14 protein-coding genes are annotated in these 21,239 nt (G+C 73.4%); 3 read left to right on the top strand and 11 right to left on the bottom strand.

The window, feature by feature from the left end; translation table 11 throughout:
• Positions 1–16: 16 nt before the first annotated feature.
• From OF852_RS11400 to OF852_RS11375, 6 genes are all read right to left on the bottom strand, one after another.
• On the bottom strand, positions 17–1,543 hold the full coding sequence (locus OF852_RS11400; protein WP_271119281.1) for an ABC transporter substrate-binding protein: 1,527 nt from the start codon (positions 1,541–1,543) through the stop codon (positions 17–19).
• A 94-nt stretch (positions 1,544–1,637) separates the two neighbouring features.
• The gene (locus tag OF852_RS11395) at positions 1,638–2,585 is read right to left on the bottom strand and encodes a sugar kinase (RefSeq protein WP_271119280.1); all 948 of its coding nucleotides are present in this window, start codon (positions 2,583–2,585) and stop codon (positions 1,638–1,640) included.
• Positions 2,578–3,219 (bottom strand): bifunctional 4-hydroxy-2-oxoglutarate aldolase/2-dehydro-3-deoxy-phosphogluconate aldolase, encoded by a 642-nt coding sequence (locus OF852_RS11390; protein WP_271119279.1) that lies wholly within the window; start codon positions 3,217–3,219, stop codon positions 2,578–2,580. Before OF852_RS11390 ends, OF852_RS11395 begins: the two co-directional genes overlap by 8 nt.
• The gene (locus OF852_RS11385) at positions 3,216–4,073 is read right to left on the bottom strand and encodes an MBL fold metallo-hydrolase (protein ID WP_271119278.1); all 858 of its coding nucleotides are present in this window, start codon (positions 4,071–4,073) and stop codon (positions 3,216–3,218) included. The genes OF852_RS11390 and OF852_RS11385 overlap by 4 nt, the downstream gene beginning before the upstream one ends.
• A complete protein-coding gene (locus OF852_RS11380; RefSeq protein ID WP_271119277.1) occupies positions 4,070–6,250 on the bottom strand; it encodes a glycoside hydrolase family 3 protein in 2,181 nt (726 codons plus the stop codon). The genes OF852_RS11385 and OF852_RS11380 overlap by 4 nt, the downstream gene beginning before the upstream one ends.
• Before the next feature lie 79 nt (positions 6,251–6,329).
• The gene (locus tag OF852_RS11375) at positions 6,330–7,559 is read right to left on the bottom strand and encodes a mandelate racemase/muconate lactonizing enzyme family protein (protein ID WP_271119276.1); all 1,230 of its coding nucleotides are present in this window, start codon (positions 7,557–7,559) and stop codon (positions 6,330–6,332) included.
• 149 nt (positions 7,560–7,708) lie between these two features.
• Here OF852_RS11375 and OF852_RS11370 point away from each other — a divergent pair, with 149 nt between their 5' ends.
• Positions 7,709–8,437: a FadR/GntR family transcriptional regulator gene (locus tag OF852_RS11370; RefSeq protein WP_271119275.1), complete on the top strand. Its 729-nt coding sequence runs from the start codon at positions 7,709–7,711 to the stop codon at positions 8,435–8,437.
• A 90-nt stretch (positions 8,438–8,527) separates the two neighbouring features.
• Here OF852_RS11370 and OF852_RS11365 read toward each other — a convergent pair whose 3' ends face one another.
• From OF852_RS11365 to OF852_RS11345, 5 genes are all read right to left on the bottom strand, one after another.
• Entirely contained in the window at positions 8,528–9,394 is an 867-nt protein-coding gene (locus OF852_RS11365) for a sugar ABC transporter permease (protein WP_271119274.1), read from the bottom strand.
• A 1-nt stretch (position 9,395) separates the two neighbouring features.
• Entirely contained in the window at positions 9,396–10,964 is a 1,569-nt protein-coding gene (locus OF852_RS11360) for an ABC transporter permease subunit (RefSeq protein WP_271119273.1), read from the bottom strand.
• 99 nt (positions 10,965–11,063) lie between these two features.
• Positions 11,064–12,281, bottom strand: coding sequence for a sugar ABC transporter substrate-binding protein (locus OF852_RS11355; protein ID WP_333781461.1), 1,218 nt, complete (start codon positions 12,279–12,281; stop codon positions 11,064–11,066).
• A 68-nt stretch (positions 12,282–12,349) separates the two neighbouring features.
• Positions 12,350–14,011 carry a glycoside hydrolase family 13 protein gene (locus OF852_RS11350; protein ID WP_271119272.1) on the bottom strand — a complete coding sequence of 554 codons (1,662 nt, stop codon included), beginning with the start codon at positions 14,009–14,011 and terminating at the stop codon, positions 12,350–12,352.
• The gene (locus OF852_RS11345) at positions 14,008–16,914 is read right to left on the bottom strand and encodes a glycosyl hydrolase family 28-related protein (protein ID WP_271119271.1); all 2,907 of its coding nucleotides are present in this window, start codon (positions 16,912–16,914) and stop codon (positions 14,008–14,010) included. Before OF852_RS11345 ends, OF852_RS11350 begins: the two co-directional genes overlap by 4 nt.
• Before the next feature lie 104 nt (positions 16,915–17,018).
• Here OF852_RS11345 and OF852_RS11340 point away from each other — a divergent pair, with 104 nt between their 5' ends.
• Together OF852_RS11340 and OF852_RS11335 are read left to right on the top strand one after the other, a co-directional pair.
• Entirely contained in the window at positions 17,019–18,035 is a 1,017-nt protein-coding gene (locus tag OF852_RS11340) for a LacI family DNA-binding transcriptional regulator (RefSeq protein ID WP_271119270.1), read from the top strand.
• A 129-nt stretch (positions 18,036–18,164) separates the two neighbouring features.
• Complete coding sequence (locus tag OF852_RS11335; protein ID WP_271119269.1) at positions 18,165–21,080, top strand: CBM35 domain-containing protein; 2,916 nt, start codon at positions 18,165–18,167, stop codon at positions 21,078–21,080.
• Positions 21,081–21,239 lie beyond the last annotated feature (159 nt).

The raw sequence follows: 21,239 nt of genomic DNA, 5'->3' as shown, positions 1-21,239 counted from the left end.
CTCCGCGTCGGCCGGTCTAGCTGCCGGCCGGCTTGTAGTTGTAGATGGACGGGACCGACTGCTGCGGCTGCGGCGTCACCTCGACGTCGGGGCCGTGGAAGGCGAGGTTGTTGACCACGTAGAACGGGGCGAACCAGGCCTCGTCGACGACGTGGGCGGAGAGCTCCCGGTAGAGCGGCTCCTGCTCCTCGACGCTCGCGACGGCGATCCGCGACATGAGGTCCGCGATCTCCGGGTCGGCGGCGTGGAGCGGGTTCCACGCGCCCTCCTCGCTGAGGAGCAGCGTCGCATCCAGCCAGTTCTGTGAGGAGCCCCAGCTGAAGACGTAGGCCGGGAACTCGCCGCCGAGGTAGGGGTCGAGGCCCGCGGCGGGGGTCTGCGGCGAGAACTCGACCGTGATGCCGACATCGCCGAGCTGCTGCTGCACGATCGGATAGACCTCGGGCAGGAAGGTGTCGGTCGAGGGCATCCGCAGGGTGAAGCCGTCGGCGTAGCCGGCCTCCGCGAGCAGCTCCTTCGCCTTCTCGGGGTCGAAGGGGTAGGCGTCGTTGAGCGCGTCGTCGTACGCCGGGGTGCCCGGGTAGAACATCTGCGTCGAGGAGCTGCCCTCGCCGAAGACGACGGTCTCGAGGATCGCGTCGCCGTCGATCGCGTAGTTGATCGCCTGACGGACGCGCGCATCGCCGAGCGCCTCCGTCGTCGTCCCCTCGCGGTCGATGATGAAGAGGCCCTGCCAGTCGCCGGGGGCGCTGATGACCTCGAGGCCGGCGCCCTCCGCCTCCGCCTTCTGCGGCGCGAAGCCGAGCGCGGAGTCCACCTGGCCGGTCTTCACCGCGTTGAGGCGGGCGGTCGCGTCGGTGAGGACGCGGACGTCGATCTCGTCGAAGGGGAAGGAGTCCGGGTCGTAGTAGTTCTCGTTCCGGGTGAAGACGTAGACGTCGCCGCGGCGGGTGGCGTCCTCGTCGAGCACGTAGGGGCCGGTGCCGGCGGGCACGGAGGCGAGGGCGTCGTCGGCGACCTCGGGGTTCGTGATCATGCCGGCCGGGAGCGTCAGGTTGTGGGTGAGCGCCGGGTCGGGCGTCGAGAGGTTCACGACGAGCGTCGTGTCGTCGACCGCGTCGTAGGAGTCGACGGCCGCGAGGGCGCTGGAGCGGGGTCCGTTGGCGGCGGCGAAGCGCTCGAGGGAGGCGGCGGCGATCTCGGCGGTGAGCGGCGTCCCGTCGGAGAACTCGACGCCCTCGCGGAGCTTCAGCTCGAGCGTGGTGTTCGTCTCGTCGATGTACTCCCACGACTCGGCGAGCATCGGCTGGAGCTCGCCCTGGTCGTCGAGCCGGATCAGGGTGTCGTAGGCCGGCTGCAGGTACTGCATGTAGTGGCCGACGTCGGACTGGGCGGGGTCGAACGACGCGACGTCGACGAGCGCGCCGATCGCGAGCTTCCCGTCGCCGGCGGGGGCCTCGCTCCCGCCGCCGGTGCATCCCGTCATGACCATGACGAGGGCAGCGGAGACGGCGATCCCGCCGGTGAGCTTCCTCAGGTACACAGCATCCTCCTTGAAGTTGTGCGCGACGGGCGACCCGTCACCAGTCATCATGTAAGAGAGGTTGCTATCTGTCAAGATGGAAACCTGGGAGGTACTAGCGCAGAACCGGATCCCCGCCGCGCGCCGCCGCCGCGAGCTCGGCGCGACGCGGCGAGCCCTCCCAGTCCCCGGGATGCGTGCACGCCGCCGCGCCGCACGCGACCGCCGTGCGGAGCCGATCGGCGGCCGCGGCGCCGGCCAGCCGCTCCGCGAGGTAGCCGGCCACGAAGGCATCCCCCGCGCCGACCGTGTCGACGACCGTCACCGGCACCGCGGGCAGCTCCAGCCGCTCGCCGTCGATGCGCGCGAGGCACCCCCGGTCGCCGAGCTTGAGCACGACCTCCCGCGGCCCGAGCTCCGCGAGGCCTGCGAGCAGGCCCTCCTCGTCGGCCGCCTCCGGCACGAGCAGCCGCGCCTCGTCGTCGCCCGCGAAGAGCACCGTCGCCCGCCGCGCGAGCTCGAGGTAGAGCTCGGCGGCCGGCCGGTGCCGCGGCAGCGTCGCCCGGTGGTTGACGTCGAAGGAGACCGGGACCCCGGCCTCGACCGCGAGCTCCACGGCGAGCGCGACCGCGGCCTCCGCCGAGGGCGAGAGCGACGGCGTGATCCCGGTCACGTGGAGGAGGCCGGCGCGCTCGATCGACTCGCGCGGCACGTCCTCGGGCGCGAGACGGCTGCCCGCCATGCCGCGGCGGTAGTAGCGCACCCGCGCGGGCCCGCGCGGCGGGGTCTCCTTGATGAGGAGCGCCGAGGGCGCCTCCGGGTCGATCGCGGCGTGCACCCGCACCCCCTCCGCCCGCAGCTCCCGGAGGATGCGGCGGCCCACGTCGTCGTCGCCGACGCGGCCGATCCAGACCGCCTGGGCGCCGAGCCGGCTCGCGCCGATCGCGACGTTCGACTCCGCGCCCGCGACCCCGAGGCGCAGCGTCGCGGCGAGCTCGACCGCGTCGGGCGGGAGGGCGCGCAGCAGCCCCAGCGACTCGCCCAGGGTGACGAGCTCAGCCACGGCCGGCCGCGTGATCCAGCGCGGCGACGGTCGCCGCCGCGCGCTCGCGCACGACGCGCGCGAGATCCCCGACCTCGCCGCCGGGGACGAGCCAGCTGCCGCCGACGGCGAACACCGCGGGATGCGCGAGGTAGCCGGGCGCGGACGCGGGCGTCACGCCGCCGCTCGGCATGAGGGCCATGTCGGGGAACGGCCCGTGGAGCGCCTCGAGCAGCCGGAGGCCGCCGAGCACCTCGACCGGGAAGACCTTGACCTGCCGGACGCCGAGCGACCGCGCCCGCTGCAGCTCGCTCGCGGTCGCGATGCCGGGCAGGGAAAGCAGACCGCGCTCCAGCGACGCCTCGACCACCGCCTCGTCGAGGCCGGGACTCACCGCGAAGGACGCCCCCGCATCCGCGACCTCCCGCGCCTCGTGCGCATCGAGCACGGTGCCCGCCCCGACCTCGAGCTCGCCGCGCGCCGCGAGGCGGCGGATCGCGGGGAGGCCGTGCGGCGTCCGGAGGGTGACCTCGATCGCACGGATGCCGCCCTCCGCGAGCCCCGCGGAGATCGCGTCGACGTGGGCGGGGTCGCGGACCGTGACCACCGGCACGATCCGCGACCGCGTGAGCCGGTCGGCCGTCGAGTCGCTCACGAGCTTCGAAGCTCGAGGCGGCGGCCGACCGGCAGCACCCGGAACGGCAGCGCACGGGACTCCGCCGCCGCGACGAAGGCGTCGAGGGCACCCGCGTCGACGTTCTGCTGGAACATGTCGTAGTGCATCGGCAGCGTGAGCCGGGCGCCTGCGTCGTCCGCGGTCTCCACCGCCTCCGCCGCCGACATGTTGCCCGCGAAGCCCATCGCCTTCCGGGCGTCGTCGCGGCCGTTGATCGGCGCCGCGAGGAGGTCGACGGGGTCGGCGGCGAGCGCCGCCGTCACGCGCCGGTGCGCGCGGGCGTCGCCGAGGTGGCCGACCCGGAGGCGGCCGTCGCCCACGATGAAGCCGAGATACGGGTGGCCGTCCTCGCCGGCGTCGAACTCGTCGTGCGGCACCGCGAAGGCCTCCACCCGGAGACCCGCGACCTCCGCGACCCAGCCGTCGTCGGCGAGCACGATGCGGCCCGCCCAGCCGAGCTCCTCGAGGAGCGCCTGACAGGCGCGCGGCGCGACGACGACGGCGCGCGGGTTCTCGCGGGCGAGCGTGCGCATGGTCGGCGGGTCGAGGTGGTCCAGGTGCTCGTGACTGCAGATCACGACGTCGAGGGCGTCGAGGTCGACGGGGTCGACCGGGCTCCGGGTCATGCGGCGATGGTCGAAGGGCTCCCCCAGCACGGCCTCGCCGTGGTTGCCGAGGTAGAGGTCGATCGCGACCGCCGCCGCCGGGAAGCGCACCACGATGCCGGACTGGCCGAGCCGCCAGAGCGCCGCCGTGCCGGGCTCCGGCCGCGCATCCCGGATCTCGGCCGCGAGCGCGGCGCCCTGGAGCTCGGGCTCGATGAGCGCGCTCATGCGCCCAGCTCCGCCTCGAGGCGCACGCGGACGTCCCGCGAGGAGGCCGCGACATCCAGCCGCGCCGTGCCGCTCGCGAGCACCCAGCGCTGCGCCTCGACCGACCAGGTCGAGAGGTGCTTCGCGGGGATCCCGATCACGGCCTCGCCCGTCTCGCCGGGCTCGAGCTCGAGCTTCGCCCAGCCGACGAGACGGCGCGGGGCCGCGGCCTCGGCGGGCAGCTCGGCGTAGACCTGCACGATCTCGCGGCCCCTCCGCTCACCCCGGTTCGACACGGGGACGGTCACCGCGAGGCCGCCGTCCGGACGCGGGACCGCCGTCGCATCCCCGTACTCGAAGGTCGTGTACGAGAGGCCGTGCCCGAAGGGGAAGGCGACGTCCGTGCCGTGCGCCTCGAACCACTTGTAGCCGAGCAGCAGCTCCTCGTCGTACTCGGCGTCGAAGTAGGCGCCCTGCTGCTCGGTGAGGATGTTGACGAGCGTGAGCTGCGCCGGCCCCTCGCGACCCGGCAGCGGCGGCATCGGGAACACCTCGGGATGCGGGAGGTCGGCCTCCGACACCGGGAAGGTCGCGGGCGTCTTGCCGGAGGGGTTCACGGCGCCGGTGAGGATCGCGGCGAGCGCCTCGCCGCCGCGGTGGCCCGGATACCAGGCGGCGAGGACCGCCGACACCTCGGACGACCACGGCGTGAGGACCACGCCGCCCGTCTCGAGCACGACGATCGTCGGGGTGCCGGTCGCGGCGACGGCCGAGACGAGCGCGTCCTGGCCGTCGGGGAGGTGGAGGTCGGGGACGTCGAAGTGCTCCATCGTGAGCTGGCTCGCGACGACGATCGCGAGGTCGGAGCGGGCGGCGAGGTCGGCCGCGGCCACGGCCTCCCCGCCGCCGTCGAAGCGCACCTCCGCCTGCGGCAGGGCGGCCCGCAGGGCCTCGAGGGGCGAGCTCGGGAGCCAGTACTGCGGCAGATCGGCGCCCTCCTCTGCCGGGACCGGGTTGCCGCCGACGGGGCGCACCGCCGCCGAGCCGCCGCCGGAGGGGACCGCGACATCCGCGTGCGAGCCGATGACGGCGATCGAGCCGGCGAAGCCCGGCGCGATCGGGAGGACGCCGTCGTTCTGCAGGAGGACGGTGCCCTCCTCCGCGATGCGCTGCGCCGTCTCGAGCCCCGCCGCCGTCTCCTTCGCGGGCGCCGGGCGCGTGTCGTCGAGCACGCCGACGATCGCGAGCGTGCGGAGGATCCGGTGGTTCATGTCGTCGAGGCGCTCGTGGGGCACCTCGCCCGACTCGACGGCGGCCTTGAGCGCCGCGCCGTACCAGTGGGCGTGGGGGAACTCCTGGTCGAGCCCCGCCAGCGCGCTCTCGACCGTGCTGTGGGCGGCGCCCCAGTCGGACATGACCCAGCCGCGGAATCCCCAGTCGCCCTTGAGCACCTGCGAGAGCAGGTACGGGTTCTCGGAGGCGTACACGCCGTTGAGCTTGTTGTAGGAGGTCATGACGGCGCCCGGCGCGGGCACCTCGCCGTCGTCGGCGAGCGCCACCTCGAAGGCGAGCAGCTCGCCCTCGCGGAGCGCGCGCTCGCTCACGACCGAGTTCACGACGAAGCGCCCCGTCTCCTGGAAGTTCGCGGCGTAGTGCTTGACGGAGGCGACGACGCCCTCGTCCTGCGTGCCGAGCAGCTCCTCCCGCGTGATCGTGCCGGAGAGGATCGGGTCCTCGCCGTGGTACTCGAACACGCGACCCGAGCGGGGCTCGATCGTGAGGTTGCAGGCGGCGCCGAGCATGACGTTGATGCCCTGCGCCCGCGCCTCGTGGCCGATACGGCGGCCGAACTCGCGGATGAGCGGCGGGTTCCAGGTCGAGGTCTGCGACATCGAGGAGGGGAAGGAGACGCTCTCGCCGCCCTCGCGCGGCACGAGGCTCGTGACGCCGACGCCCGCGCCCGCGAGCTGCAGCGCGGGGATGCCCAGGCGCGGGATGCCGGGGACGAAGCCGTCCGAGCCGACCGCGCCGGGTGGCGGGGTCATCTCGTCGGTGAGCCCGAAGAGCCCCTCGCCGCCGACCTCGGCACCCTCCTGCACCGGCATCCCGAGGAATCCGGTGACGAGCTGGATCTTCTCGTCGAGGGTCATGGCGGCGACGAGCTCCGCGGCGCGGGCGTCGGGATCCGTGGGGGACATGCGTGCTCCTTCTGCTGCTCTGCTTCGAGGGGACGTGGTCGTGGTGCGGGGGCCGCCCGGGTCCGGCCGGCTCGGCGGGTCAGGCGCCGAAGACGCGGGTGCCGGGCTTCGCCCAGCGCTCGACGACCTCCATGACGGGCTCGACGCCGATGCCCGGCCGGTCGGTCATGCGGATCTGCCCGCGCTCGATGAGCGGCGCGTCGACGAGCTCGGCGAAGTACGGCACGTCCTGCGCGTGGTACTCGAGCGCGAGGAAGTTCGGCCAGGTCGCCGAGACCTGCGCGGCGAAGGCGGTGCCGATGGGGCCCGCGATGTTGTGCGGCGCGATCGAGAGCCCGCGGTCGGCGGCGGCCGCCGCGATGCGGCGCGCCTCGGCGACGCCGCCGACCTTGCCGAGGTCGGGGGTCACGACCGCGAGCGTGCCGGTCGAGATGACCGGCTCGAAGGCGCGGAAGCCGATGAGGTTCTCGCCGCCGCCGAGCGGGGCGCGGGTCGCCTGCGCGAGCGAGATGAGCCCGGCGACGTTCTCGGGCGGCAGCGGGTCCTCGAGCCACATGATCGGGAGGTGGTCGACGGCGCCCGCGAGCCGCGCGGCGGAGGCCATGTCGTAGCGCCAGTGCAGGTCGAAGGCGAGCTCGACCCCGGGGCCGGCGCCCTCGGCGATGGCGTCGGCCATGTCGCGGGCGAGGGATTCGGCGCCCACCGGCATGGTGCGCGAGCCCGGGCGGGTGGGGACGAGGCCGGGCACGTCGAGGTCGAACTTGAGCGCGTCGAAGCCGGCCGCGACCGCGCTGCGGGCGCGGCGCGCGAGGAGCTCGAGGTCGATCGGCTCGGTCTCGGCGCCGAGGTCGAAGAGGCTCTTGCCGATCGCGCCGCCCGCGACCTGCTCGTCGTGCTCCTCCCACGGGACGGGCCGGATGTCGAGCATCGGCCCGAGGCTCATGAGGCCCGCACCGCCGTGGCAGTCGGCGTAGACGCGGACCGACTTGTGGAAGGTGCCGCCGAGGAGGCGCCAGAGCGGCACCCCGAGCTCGCGGGCGTTGAGATCCCAGAGCGCGCCGTCGATGCCGGAGAGCGCGTTGTGGACGATGCCGCCGACGGAGCCGGCGCCGGAGGCGGCCGCCCGGAGCCGGGCGCCGATGACCTCCACGTCCGCCGCGTCGTCCCCGACGATGAGCCGCCCCATCGCGTCGATGATCTCGGGGAGCCCGGGGGCGAAGAAGGACTCCCCCCAGCCGACGGCGCCGCTCTCGCTCTCGATGCGGACGATCGTCCAGTCGAAGTTGGCGGCCACGACGGCCGTGCTCACGGAGCGAATCCTGGACATCCGGGTCCCATCCTGTCGGCGTCGTCGGTCGACGCGTCGCGGCTAACCTATAAGAGAAGTGTCGAAGTAGTCAAATTGATGACAAGTTCATTTCCGGACTGGTAGCGTGGATCGACCGGAAGGGGGACGTCATGCCGTCGCTTCGACGCAATTCGCTCGCAGAGCAGGCCACCGAGGCGATCATCGACCTCATCGAGGACAAGCAGCTCCGCGACGGCGACGCCCTCCCCGCCACCGCCGAGCTCGCCGAGATGCTCGACGTCAGCGTGCCCGTCATCCGCGAGGCCATCGCCGGCCTCGCCGCCATCGGCCTCCTCAAGCGCCAGCAGGGCCGCGAGTCGACGGTGTCGATCCCCGACTCCTCGCACATGTCGCGGCTGCTCAAGCTCCGAGCCGCGGGGACCGAGGTCGAGGACGAGCGCCTCCAGGAGTTCCGCGAGATCGTCGAGGTCGGCAACGCGAGCCTCGCCGCCGGCCACCGCTCCGACGCCGACCTCGAGGCGCTCGACGAGGCGATGCAGCAGCTGCGCTCCGTCCGCACCACCGAGGAGCTGCACGCCGCCGATGTCGCCTTCCATGCCGCGGTCGCCCGTGCGACCGCGAACGACCTCTGCGAGCTCACCCTCGAAGCGCTCGAACCGCTCCTCTGGCGCCTGCGCCGCCGCGTCTGGGGCGGGTGGGTCGCCGCGGGCGGCGGACTCGACACCATCGTCGAGGCGCACTCGACGATCCTCGAGGCCATCCGCTCGGGCGACGCCTCCGGCGCCGCGCGCGCCATGACCGACCACCTCGCGCAGGCCCGCACCGGCCTCGAGACCGCGCTCGACGCGGGCGCGGAGCGCGACGAGCTGACCGCCTGACGCCGCGATCGGCGATCCCGTCCACTCCGGATCGCCCGGCGGCGCGAGATCAGGATCCGATGCGGCTCGCGCCCCGCGGAGCCGGCGGCCTCAGCCCTTCGTCGCCCCCGCCGTGAGGCCCGAGACGACGTAGCGCTGCAGGAAGAGGAACAGCACCACGACCGGGATCGCAGCGAGCACCGCGCCCGCCGCGAACTCGCCCCACGGGGCGTTCCGCTCGTCCGAGCCCCAGTTGTAGAGGCCGATCGCGAGGGTGAACTGCTCGGATCGCTGCAGCACGACCCGCGCGATCACGAAGTCGCTGTACGTGCCGATGAAGGACAGCAGCCCGACGACGGTGAGGATGGGCGCCACGAGCCGCATGATGATGCGGAAGAAGATCTGCGCGTGGGTCGCGCCGTCGATGCGGGCCGCCTCGTCGAGCTCGCGCGGGATGGTGTTGAAGTAGCCGTACATGAGGAAGGTGTTGACGCCGAGCGCGCCGCCGAGGTAGACGCAGACGAGCCCCAGGTGCGAGTTGAGCCCGAGGAACGGGTACACCTCGGTGATCGCGAGCAGCACGAGGAAGATGGCGACGAAGGCGAGCATCTGCGGGAACATCTGCAGCAGGAGCAGGGTCGTGAGCCCCGCCCGCCGGCGCGTGAAGCGGAAGCGCGAGAAGGCGTAGGCGGCCGCCGCGCCCATGAGCACCGTGCCGACGGCGGTGAGCGACGAGACCAGGAGCGAGTTCCGCATCCAGAGCAGGAAAGGCGTGGAGCCGAGCTCGAGGTAGTTCTCGGCCGAGAGGACGCGGAACAGCTCGTGCGAGCCGGTCAGCGTGCCCGCCGGGTTGACGGAGGCGGAGAGCGCATAGAGCAGCGGGAACACGCAGACGACGATCGTCACGACGCCGACGACGTGGCGCCAGCCGAGCTCGGTCCACCAGCGCAGGCCGCGGAGGCGCGTGTCGGTCCCCATCTCAGATCTCCTCGAGTCGGCGGGCGCGGCGGAAGCCGAGCCACGAGATGACGCCCACCATCACGAAGATGAGCAGCGAGAGGGCGCTCGCGACGCCGTACTGCTTGCTCCCGCTCTCGAAGGCCACCGAGTACACCATCGAGATGAGGACGTCGGTATGGCCGACGACGTACGGGGTGCCGACGAAGTTCGGACCGCCGCCGGTGAGCATGTAGATGAGCGCGAAGTTGTTGAAGTTGAACGCGAAGGAGGAGATCAGCAGCGGCGTCACCGTCACCATCACGAACGGCAGCGTCACGTTCCGGAAGATCTGCCAGCGGCCCGCGCCGTCGATGCGCGCCGCATCCACGAGGTCCGCCGGCACCGCCTGCAGCGCCCCCGTGCAGATGAGGAACATGTAGGGGAAGCCGAGCCACAGGTTGACGAGGATGACCGACGCCTTCGCGAGCACCGGGTCGGTGAGCCAGGGGATGTCGGCCCCGCCGAAGAGGACGACGTTGATGTACCCGAAGCGATCGTTGAGCATGCCCGCCCATACCAGCGCCGAGAGGAAGCCCGGGAACGCGTACGGGAGGATGAAGAGCGAGCGGTAGATCCGCCGACCGCGCAGCCGCTGATCGTTGAAGGTCACCGCGAGGAAGATGCCGAGCGCGAAGGTCGTGACGACCGAGAGGAACGCGAAGGCGAAGGTCCAGAGGAAGATCTGGACGAAGGGCCCCGCCATCCGGGCGTCCGCGACCATCGCGCCGAAGTTGTCGAAGCCGACCCCGACCCGCCAGCCCGGGCTCAGCGCCTCGCCGTCCTCCGAGACGAAGTTGCCGCGCTCGCTCGGCGTGTACACGGTGCCGTCGGCGGTGTCGACGAAGGCGTCCGCCTCGGCGTCGTACTGCAGCGCCGGCACGGCGACGAAGGCGGTCGAGGCGTCCTGCGTGCGGAGCGAGCCGTCGGCGGGGTCGTCGGAGAGCGCGACGCGGAGCGCCGTCACCTCCGCCTGGCGGGAGGCGATGTCGACGAAGCGCAGCGTCTCCCAGCCGGGCACGGCCTCCACCTGCTCGCCCGCGACGGTCGCGTCGGGCGCCGGCGCGAGCGGCTGGTCCGGTGCGCCGAGCTGGGCCTCGCCGTCGACGACGACCGCGAAGCCGAGCCGCTCGCCCTGCGCGACGACCGTGAGCGGGTAGGACGCGGAGCCCTCGACCCGCACCTCGTTCTGCATCGAGATCTGCTCGATCGCATCCGACTTCGTCGAGTTGTGGCCGTCGCCGTAGTTCGTGAAGGCGACGTAGCCCGTGTAGCCGATCGCGAAGATCTGGTACGCGAAAAGGAAGATCACGCCCGGCACGAGGTACTTCGCGGCGACCGCGCGGCGCGAGAAGTAGGCCCAGTTCACGACCGCGAGGATCGCGACGAGGAAGACCAGGATGCCCCACTGCTCGGTCGCGAGCGAGGTGAGGACGCCGTACAGGCCGAGCGCGTCCGCGAGGCCGACGACGACGAGCTTCACGAGGAAGCCGACGCCGAGGCCGCGGCGTCCGCCGGTCACGGCGGGGGCGGTGGAGGTGGTGAGCGCCATCGGGGTCCTCGGTGGTGGGTGCGGGGTGGGTGGAGCGCGGGCGGTGCCGGGTGGTGCCGCTCCCGCCCGCCGGTCGTCCGGCGGGCGGGAGCGGGTCGATCAGCCGGCGTCGATCGCGCCCTGGATGTTGTCGACCAGGGCGTCCCAGCCCTCGATCGGGTCGACCTGGCCGTCGATGATCTGCGCCTCGGCCGCGCCCCAGAAGCCCCAGACGGCGCTCATCTCGGGGATCGCGGGCATGGGCGCGCCCTCCGCGCCGGCCTCCGTGAACCCGGCGATGACGGGATCGTCGACCTTGTCGGCGGAGGCGACGAGCGCGGGGCTGCGCTTGCTCGTCTCGTAGAGGAGATCCTGCGCCGCCTCGGTCGAGAGGTAGTTGACCGCGAAGTCGTTCGCGAGCACCGGGTTCTCGGACTTCGCCGAGATGAAGATCGCCGAGACGCCGACGAAGGGCTGCGCGGCCTCGCCGCCCGCGCTCGGCACCGGGAGGACGGTGAAGTCGATCCCGGCCTCCTGCATGCCCGGGATGCCCCAGGGTCCGGTGATGATGTACGGCGACTTGCCGTCGCCGAAGGCCTGCCCGGCGACCGCGCCGTCCACGGCGATGTCGAGCACGCCCTCCTCGCCGAGCTTCGCGAGGTACTCGGCCCAGGCGTGGCCCGCCTCGCCGCCCATCGCGAGCTCGGAGGTGTACGAGCCGTCCGCGTTCTGCTCGAAGACCTGCGCCCCGAAGGAGCTCTGCAGGGGGTACATGTGGTACGGATCCGACTGCTCGCCCTGCTGGATGAGCACCGGGAACTCGGTGCCGGCCGAGCGGCCCTCCTCGATGAGCTCGTCGAAGGTCGTCGCCTTCGTGTCGGAGAGGAGGTCGTCATTGCGCACGAGCGCGACGTTCTCGAGCGCGAGCGGGACCCCGTAGAACTGGCCGTCGTAGGCGACCGCCTGGGCCGCCGCGGGCAGGAACTCCTCCGCCTTGTCGGCGAACTCGATCGGCGCCACGACGCCGTTCTTCACCCACTCGCCGAGGCCGTCGTGCGCCGAGATGATGAGGTCGGGGCCTTCGCCGGTCGGGACCTGCGCGACGAAGTCGGGGCCGATGTCCTCGACCGCCTTCTCGACGAGCTCGACCTCGACGCCGGACTCCTCCTGGTACGCCTCGACGAGCGGCTGCATCTCGACGAAGCGGTTCGGGTCGACCCAGAGGGTCAGCTTCTCGTCGCCGCCCGCCGGCCCCTCCTGGGGTCCGGCCGCGCACGCCGCGAGTGTGAGGGAGGCGCCGATGGCGCCCAGCATCAGGATGCTCCGTCGCATCTTCATGGTCCTATCCTTCCGTGCTGTGTGGTTCTCGGTGCGGTCCGGGTCCGGACCGGGTTGGATGCGCGCGCTCACAGGGCGAGCCACGCGGTGGAGTCGGGGGGCAGGGTCGAGTCCTCGAGCGGGGTGCTCGCGAGCAGGATCCGATGGTGCGCCGGCAGGTCGACGGCCCGGGCGCCGAGGTTGGTGACGCTGAGGGTGCCGTCGCCGCGGACGAAGGCGATGACGTCGTCGCCGAGCTCGAGCCAGTGGAGCTCGCCGCCGCGGAGGTCCGCGCGCTCCCGCCGGATGCGGAGCGCGGCCCGGTAGAGGGCGAGCATCGAGTCGGGGTCGGCGGATTGCGCCGCGACCGTGAGCGGCGCCCAGTCGGCGGGCTGCGGCAGCCAGGTGCGCGCCGCCTCGCCCGGACCGAAGCCGTAGGGCGGCGCGTCGCCCGACCAGGGCAGCGGCACCCGGCATCCGTCGCGGCCGGGGTCGACCCCGTCGGAGCGGAAGTGCATCGGGTCCTGCAGCACCTCGACCGGCAGCTCGACCTCGGGGAGCCCCAGCTCGTCGCCCTGGTAGATGTAGAGCGCGCCGGGGAGGGCGGCGACGAGGAGGGCGGCTGCGCGGGCCCGGCGGGTGCCGAGCTCCAGGTCGACCGGGGTGCCGAAGCGCTTCCGCGCGAAGGCGAAGCCGGAGTCCTCACGCCCGTAGCGGGTGACCGGCCGCGTGATGTCGTGGTTGGAGAGCACCCAGGTCGCGGGGGCGCCGACCGGCGCGTGCTCGCGAAGCGTCCGCTCGATCGAGCCGCGCATCGCATCCCGATCCCACGGCTGGGTCATGAAGTCGAAGTTGAACGCGGAGTGCATCTCGTCGGGGCGCAGGTAGGCGGCGAAGCGCTTCGGGTCGTCGAGCCAGACCTCGCCGACGAGCACGCGCGGCTCCGCGTAGGAGTCGGCGACCTCGCGCCACGAGCGGTAGATGTCGTGGAGCTCGTCGCGGTCCATGTGCGGGTGCTGCCCGGGTGCCGGGGATGCCGTGAGCGGCGGCAGGGCCGGGTCCTTCACGAGGAACGCCGCCGAGTCGATGCGGATGCCGGCGACACCCCGGTCGAACCAGAAGCGGAGGATGTCCTCGTGCTCGCGGCGCACCTCCGGGTGGTCCCAGTTGAGGTCCGGCTGCTCCGGGCTGAACAGGTGGAGGTACCACTCGCCGCGCGTCCCGTCGGCCTCGACGACGCGCGTCCAGGTGCCGCCCGCGAAGCTCGAGATCCAGTCGGTCGGCGGCTCGGCGCCGTCGGGTCCGCCGCCGGGGCGGAACCAGAAGCGCTCGCGCTCCGGCGATCCCGGGCCGGCGGAGAGCGCCGCCTGGAACCAGGCGTGCCGATCCGAGACGTGATTCGGGACGACGTCGACGATGGTGCGGATGCCGAGCTCGCGGGCCTCGGCGATGAGCTGCTCGGCCTCGCCGAGCGTGCCGAAGGCGGGGTCGATCGCGCGGTAGTCGGCGACGTCGTAGCCGCCGTCGGCGAACGGCGAGGCGTACCAGGGCGTGAACCAGATGGCGTCCACGCCCAGCTCGGCGAGGTGGCCGAGCCGGCCCCGCACCCCGGCGAGGTCGCCCGTGCCGTCGCCGTCGCCGTCAGCGAAGCTGCGCGGGTAGATCTGATAGATCACGGCGTCCCGCCACCACGGCTCGGCGAGCCGCTGCGCCGACGCCGCGGTGCGGTCGCCGTCGAGCTGCGCGGTCATCGGCAGCTCACCCCGTCGAGCACGAAGCCGCTCGGGGCGGCGACGCGGTCGGCGTTCGCGGTGCCGGCGATCGCGAAGACGCGCGTCTTCCCGGGCCGGATCGCGGGGCCGCCGAGCGAGGCCTCGACGCGGGCGCCGTTCTGCGCGACATCGGCGAGGACGGCACGGCGCACCGCCTCCCCGCTGCCCGCGTGCCAGGCGAGGGACCGGGCCTCGAGCGCGCTCGAGCCCGTGTTGCGGATGGTCACGAGCGTCGTGAAGCGCCCCCGGACGACGGGCGTCGCGGCGACCTTCACGGTGCAGCCCGCGGTCGCCGCCTCGAGCAGGCCGGTGTTGCCGCCTCCGTCGACGAAGGTGCCCCAGAGGTGGTTCCGGCCGTCGGCCGGCTCGGTGACGCCCGCGGCCGTCACCCGGGTGAAGCGGTGCTCGCCGCCGACGCGCGCGGCCACCGCGTAGGAGCCGGTGCCCTCGATGCGCGTGTCGCTCACGCGGAGGTCGTCCACCCGATGGCTGCCGCTGACGAGGAGCCCCTCGTAGGCGGAGTCGATGATGCGGGTGCGGGTGATGACCACCGGGGTCGTGATGTGGCTGGTGTCGGCGAAGACCCAGATCCCGCCGAAGGAGGTGCTCCAGTTCGGCTCCCAGCCGCCGCTGCGGTGGATGTCGTTGTCGGCGACGACGGTCGTGCCGCTGAACGGCACCGGGTTGAACCGCGTGCTCACCGCGATCCCGGCAGGCGCCGTCAGCGTGTCGGCGATGATCGACCGCTCGATGCGGTTCGCGTCGCCGCCGTAGATGGCGGCCCCGTTGCCGAGCAGCGGCGACTGCACGGTGCTGCGCGAGAAGACGCCGCGCGTGACCGCGCCGCCGACCGACCACATGGCCATGGCGTCGTCGCCCGTGTTCCGCACGCTCGCGTGCTCGACGCGCGCGTCGGCGACCCGGCCGTGGAGGTGGATGCCGTCGGCATAGGCGTCGCGCACGCGCGCCCCGACCACGAGCAGTCCGTCGGTGCCGGCATCCACCCAGACGCCGGTCTTCGTGTGGGCGACCCAGACGTCCTGCACGAGCGAGCCCTGGCCGAAGTTCCCCTCGATCCCGGAGTCGAAGCGCGCGTCGTCGCGGTACCGCACATCCCCGTCGATCATGAGGTCGGCGATCGTGACGCCCGTGCCCATGGCGTAGAGGCCGCCCTTCGCGTCGCGGCCCGCGAGGGTCGAGTACCAGGGACCCGCGCCGCGGATGGCGACCTCGGAGAGCCGGATGGTGCGCGACACGACGAAGCGGCCCGCGGGGATCCAGACGCCGGTACCGGCCTCCTGCGCCTCGTCGACGGCGGCCTGGATCGCGTCGGCGTCGTCCCGCGCGTCGCCCGCGACCGCGCCGTGGGCGCGGATGTCGATGTAGCCGGCCGGCTTGACGCGGGCCGGGGCGCGCCGCTCGGTCTCGATGAGATCGACCGTGATGGGCACGTCGCGCGAGGCGGCCGTCTTCACGAGGCGCAGCTCGGTGCCCGCGGGGACCTTCGCGAAGCTCGCCCGGCTCTCGTCGAAGAAGCGCTGCGCGCCGCCGTCGGCGGGGTCGTTGCCGTACGGGTAGGCGCCGTAGACCCAGGCGTGCGTGCTCGACACGGCGACGTCGGCGAGCTTCCGCGTGCCGGCGTAGAGCCCGAGCGCGGCGGTCCGTCCGGCGCCGTCGGCGGTGTCGGGGATGGAGGCGCGGAGCGCGAGCGCGTCGGCGGGCGCATCGAGCTTCCAGCTGATCGACTCCCCCGTCGACTCGAGGGCGACCGCCTGGCGGCCGGAGGCCTCGGCCGCGAGCTCGCGGAAGGCGCGGCTGGGGGCGAGGATGCGCCCGGTCGTCACGCCGTGCTCCGCCTCGTAGACCCTGGTGCCCAGGCTCGCCCCCCGGGCGGCCGGCGCGCTGCCGCGCTGCAGGCGGATGCCGTCGATCGCGAGCTCGCCGGCGAGGGCGTCGCCGCGTCGGCGGAGCTCGAAGGTGCCGAGGCCCTGGCGCGGCGAGACGGCGATGGCGATGTCGCGCCAGCCGCGACTCCGCGGCAGCGTGACGGTGCCGAGCGGGAGTCCGTCGGCGCCCGCGACGAGCGTCGCCGCCTGCGCGCTCCGGTACCGGATGGTGAGGAGCTGGCGGCGCGCGTCCGTGGCGAACGTGGTGAGGACGAGGCGGGCGCGCTCCGCGCGGAGGTCGACCGCGCGCTCGCCCGTGATGGCGCCGTTCGCGGCGAGGCCGCCCTCGGCCTGGTAGGCGCGGCCGCCGCGCGGTGCGGTCGTCGTCCGCAGCTTCGCCGAGACGGCATCCCAGCGGGTGTCGGCGCCCGCGCCGGGCACGTCGTCCGGGTCGGTCGCGCCGCCGCCGGGCGCCGTCAGGTCGCCGACCTCGGTGAGCGCGATCGCGTCGAGGTTGACGTTGCCGGTGTCGTCGTCGTCGAAGCGGTACAGGATCTCCTGCTCGCCCGCCTCGAGCTCGACGACCTCCTGGTGCACGAACCACCGGCTCCATCCCGCGCCGACGGCGGACGGCAGGGTGATCTGCCGGTCCTCGCCGCCCGCGACCTGGGAGAGCGTCATGTCGGCGCCGAGGCCGTTCGCGTAGCGGAGGTTGAGCCCGTACTCGCCGGCCTCCGGGACCTCGACGCGGAACGCGACCTGCGCCTCCCCCCGGTGGTCGAGGACGAATCCGTCGACGAAGCCGGAGCCCGAGTAGCCGAGGTGGTTCGCGTTCACGCCCGCGCCGCCGGTGAGGACGGCGTCCTCGGCCTCGTACTCGAGGGCGGCGGCCGCGGCGGCCGCCGGGGAGGCGACCGCGAGCGAGCCGGCGACGAGGGCGGCGAGGCTCGCCGCGGCGACCGCGAGGCGGGTGCGCGACGATGCGGGTGCGGGCATGGGGTCTCCTTCGACCGAAGCTATATCGCTAAACTTGGTGGAACGCTAGACCCGATCCCGGCCCGCGTCAAGCGGGGCCTAGGATGAAGCCGGAAGGTGGCCTCGTGACCGTCAGACTCAGCGACATCGCGGACGCAGCCGGCGTCAGCGTGATGACGGTGTCGAACGTCATGAACGGCAAGCGCGCCCGCGTCTCCGAGAGCACGATCGCCCGCGTGCAGGAGATCGCCGACCGCCTCGGCTACGTCCCCAACATCCAGGCCCGCAGCCTCAAGGCCTCCCGCTCGCACATCGTCGCCGCGCTCGTCCCCGTGCGCGAGGAGTCGAGCCTCCTCTTCAGCCCGCACACCGTCGCCGTCATCGGCGGCATCGAGCAGCACCTCCGGCACCGCGGGTACCACGTGCTCCTCCGCGGGATCGAGCAGGAGGGCGACATCGCCCAGGCCATCCGCGGCTGGTCGCTCGACGGCGCCGTGCTCGTCGAGTTCGCCGATTCGGAGATCGACCGGATCGCGGTCGACGGCATCCCCCTCGTCGCGCTCGACAGCTACTCGGCCAACCCGCGCACGATCGGCGTGCGCACCGACGACCACCGCGGCGGCTGGCTCGCCGGAGCCGCGCTGACCGGCGCAGGCCACCGCCGGCTGCTCTTCGCCGGCCCGCCGTACGAGGGGATGGGGGTCGTCGGGCAGCGCTTCGAGGGCTTCCGGTCGGCGGTCGTCGCGGCCGGCCTCGACGCCGACTCGATCGCGGTCGAGCGCGTGCTCACGAGCTTCGAGGACGGGCGCGAGCTCGGACTGCGGCTGCGCGAGGACCACCCCGAGGCGACCGCCGTCTTCGCGACGGCGGACGTGCTCGCGATCGGGATCATGGCGGGGCTCGCGGAGCGCGGCGTGCGGGTCCCGGAGGAGCTATCGATCATCGGCTTCGACGATCTCGAGATCAGCGGCTACACGCGGCCCGCGCTCACGACGATCGCGCAGGACCTCCGCGCGAAGGTCGCGGAGGCCGCCCGGATCGTGCTCGAGGAGATCGAGGGGGGCGAGGGCCCGCGCTCGCCCGTCACGCTCGGCGTCGAGCTCGTCGAGCGCGGGACCGTCGCGCCTCCGCGCCGCGCCTGACCCGCATCGCGAGGGCATGTCCGGGAATCCGCTCTTCCGCTCAGAGGGCCGCGCCGCTACGGTGTAGCGTTAAACCGTCGCGCGACCATCCCGGCCGCATCCCGAGCGCGGGAGAGATCGGAGTCGATGATGACTGTCCAGTCCAGGATGAGCCGGCGCGCACTCGCGCTGCTCGTCGCCACCGGGGTGATGAGCTCCGCGCTCCTCGCCCTCGGCGCCTCCCCCGCCCATGCGGCGACCACCCGCTACGAAGCCGAGCAGGCGAGCCGCAGCGGCGGCGCCGTCGTCTCGACCGAGCACGGCGGCTACAGCGGCACCGGCTTCGTCGGCGGCTACACCGACGGCAACAAGGGCGCGGCCACCACGAGCTTCGCGGTCTCGACGACCGCGAGCGGCACGCACGCGCTCGGCCTGCGCTACGCCAACGGCACGGGCAGCGCGAAGACGCTCACCCTGGTCGTCGACGGCGCCGCGCAGCAGATCGATCTCGGCGCCACCTCCGGGTGGAGCTCCTGGGCGACCCGGACCGTGAGCGTGAGCCTCACGGCCGGCAGCCACACGATCGCCTACCGCTTCGGCACGGCCGACTCCGGCAACGTCAACCTCGACGCGCTGGATGTGACGACGCCGAGCGGCAGCGGGACCGGCACGGGCGCGGACTACGCCGCGGGCCCGGTCTTCGAGGCCGAGAGCGCGACCCTCACGGGCGGCACCGCCGTCTCGACCGAGCACGCTGGCTTCAGCGGCACCGGCTTCGTCGGCGGCTACACCGACGGAAGCAAGGGCACCGCGACCACGACCTTCAAGGTGCGGGTGGCCGCGGCGGGGTCGAAGACCCTCGCGTTCCGCTACGCGAACGGGACGGGCAGCGCGAAGACGCTCACCCTGCTCGTCGACGGCGCGGCGCAGGGCCAGCTGAGCCTGCCCGCCACCGCGAGCTGGGGCACCTGGAGCACCGCCACCGCGACCGCGACCCTGAGCGCCGGCGACCGCGATGTCGCCCTCCGCTTCGGCGCGGCCGACAGCGGCAACGTGAACCTCGACCGCCTCGAGGTCTCCGCCGACACCCCGCCCCAGCCCGCCGGCCCCGGCGAGGCCGAGCTCGCCTACCGTTCCGGCGGCGCGACGACCGCCACCGCCGTCGCCGGCTTCACCGGCTCCGGCTACGTGCAGGGGCTGACCCAGCCGGGCGCCCGCGTCATCCGCACGCTCGCGATGCCCGCGGCATCCACCGCGACCGTCACGATCCGCTTCCAGGCGGCGAGCGCCCGCACGCTCGACCTCCTCGTCAACGCCCGACGCGCCGCGACGGTGACCCTCCCCGCCGGCAGCGGCTGGCGCACCGTCACCGCGAGCGTGCCCGTCCGGGCCGGCGTCAACACGGTCGGGCTCCGCGCCGCGACCGCGGGCGCCGACGTGCAGCTCGACAGCATCGCGGTCGCCGGGGAGGGCTCGCTCGCCGCGCGCGGCGCGACGACCCCCTACCGCCAGTACGAGGCGGAGGGCGGCACCACGAACGGGACCGTGCTCGCGGCCTCCCGCGTCTACCGCACCGTGCAGGCGGAATCGAGCGGACGACGTGCCGTGCGCCTGGATGCGGCGGGCGAGCAGGTGAGCATCACGCTCGCCGCGCCCGCGAGCGGCCTCGTCATCCGCCACTCGCTGCCCGACAGCGCCGACGGCACCGGCCGGACCGCCCCCATCGCGATCTACGCCGGCAGCACGAAGCTGACCGACCTGACGCTCTCCTCGAAGCACGCCTGGGTCTACGGCGGATACCCCTTCGACAACACCGTGAGCGGGGGGCTCGCCCACCGCTTCTACGACGAGGCGCGCGTCGTGATCCCGGCCCAGCCGAGCGGGACCGTGATCCGGCTCCAGATCGATCAGGCCGTCGTGCCGTACATCGACATCGACCTCGTCGAGGCGGAGGCCGTCCCGCCGGCGCTGACGGCGCCCGCGGGCGCCGTGTCGATCGCCTCGCACGGCGCGACGCCGGGCGGCGGCGACGACACCGCCGCGATCACCGCGGCCGTCGCCGCGGCGAAGTCGGCGGGGGCGCCCGTCTGGGTCCCGGCCGGCACCTTCCAGGTGAGCACCGCGATCCAGCTCTCGGGCGTCACGGTGCTCGGCGCGGGGCCGTGGCACTCGACGATCCTCGGCACGGGGAACGCCGGCGGCTTCTACGCGACGGGCGGCGGCGTCACGATCGCCGACCTCGCCATCCAGGGGAGCGCCACGCAGCGCGAGGACTCCGCCGGGCAGGCCGCGATCGAGGGCGACTTCGCGAGCGAGACGCTCATCCAGAACATCTGGATCCAGCACACCAAGGTCGGCCTCTGGGTCCGCCCGGGCTCGAAGGACGTGCTCGCGGTGGGGCTGCGGGTGCGCGACACCTACGCGGACGGCGTGAACTTCCGCGACGGCGTGCGCAACTCGCAGGTCGTGCAGTCGACCTTCCGGAACACCGGCGACGACGGCCTCGCGATGTGGTCGGACGGGAGCCCCGTGCAGGACAGCGTCTTCGCCTTCAACACGGTGCAGGCGCCCGCGCTCTCGAACGGCCTCGCGGTCTACGGCGGGGGCGGCGGCAACCGCGTCGAGGACAACCTCGTCGCGGACACCGTCGAGGCGGCGGCCGGCATCGCGGTCAGCACCCGCTTCGGCGTCCCCTTCACGGGCACGACGACGGTGCAGCGCAACACGCTCACGCGCACCGGCAGCATGGAGACCAACTGGAACACCCGGCTGCCCGGCCTCTGGATCTACGCCGACGTGCACGCGATCGACGCGCCCGTCGTGATCCGGGACAACGCGATCGCCGACAGCACCTACGCCGGCGTGCTCCTGTCGTGGCAGAAGTCGATCCAGCAGGTCTCGTTCCGGGATGTCGCGATCACCGGGTCCGGCACCTACGGGATCGAGATCCACGCGAGCGGGAGCGCCTCGTTCACGAACACGAGCGTCTCGGGCTCCGGGACGGGCGGGCTGCTGAACGACGGCGGCTTCACCGTGAACCGGGTGAGCGGGAACTCCGGGTTCTAGCCGGAGCATGCCACGACGCGGGAGGTCGGGGTCGATGGGGCCCCGGCCTCCTCGCGTGCGAGGCAGACCGTGCGGGCCGGATCACGCGGTCCGGAGATCAGGAGCGGGCAGACGGCTCTGAACCGCCTGCCCGCTCGGTCGTCCGCCGTGACCGCCCGA

This window comes from Homoserinibacter sp. YIM 151385 (genome assembly GCF_027912415.1).
In the GTDB taxonomy this organism is placed as follows: domain Bacteria; phylum Actinomycetota; class Actinomycetes; order Actinomycetales; family Microbacteriaceae; genus Schumannella.
This window is presented reverse-complemented; position numbering and strand designations above follow the sequence as displayed.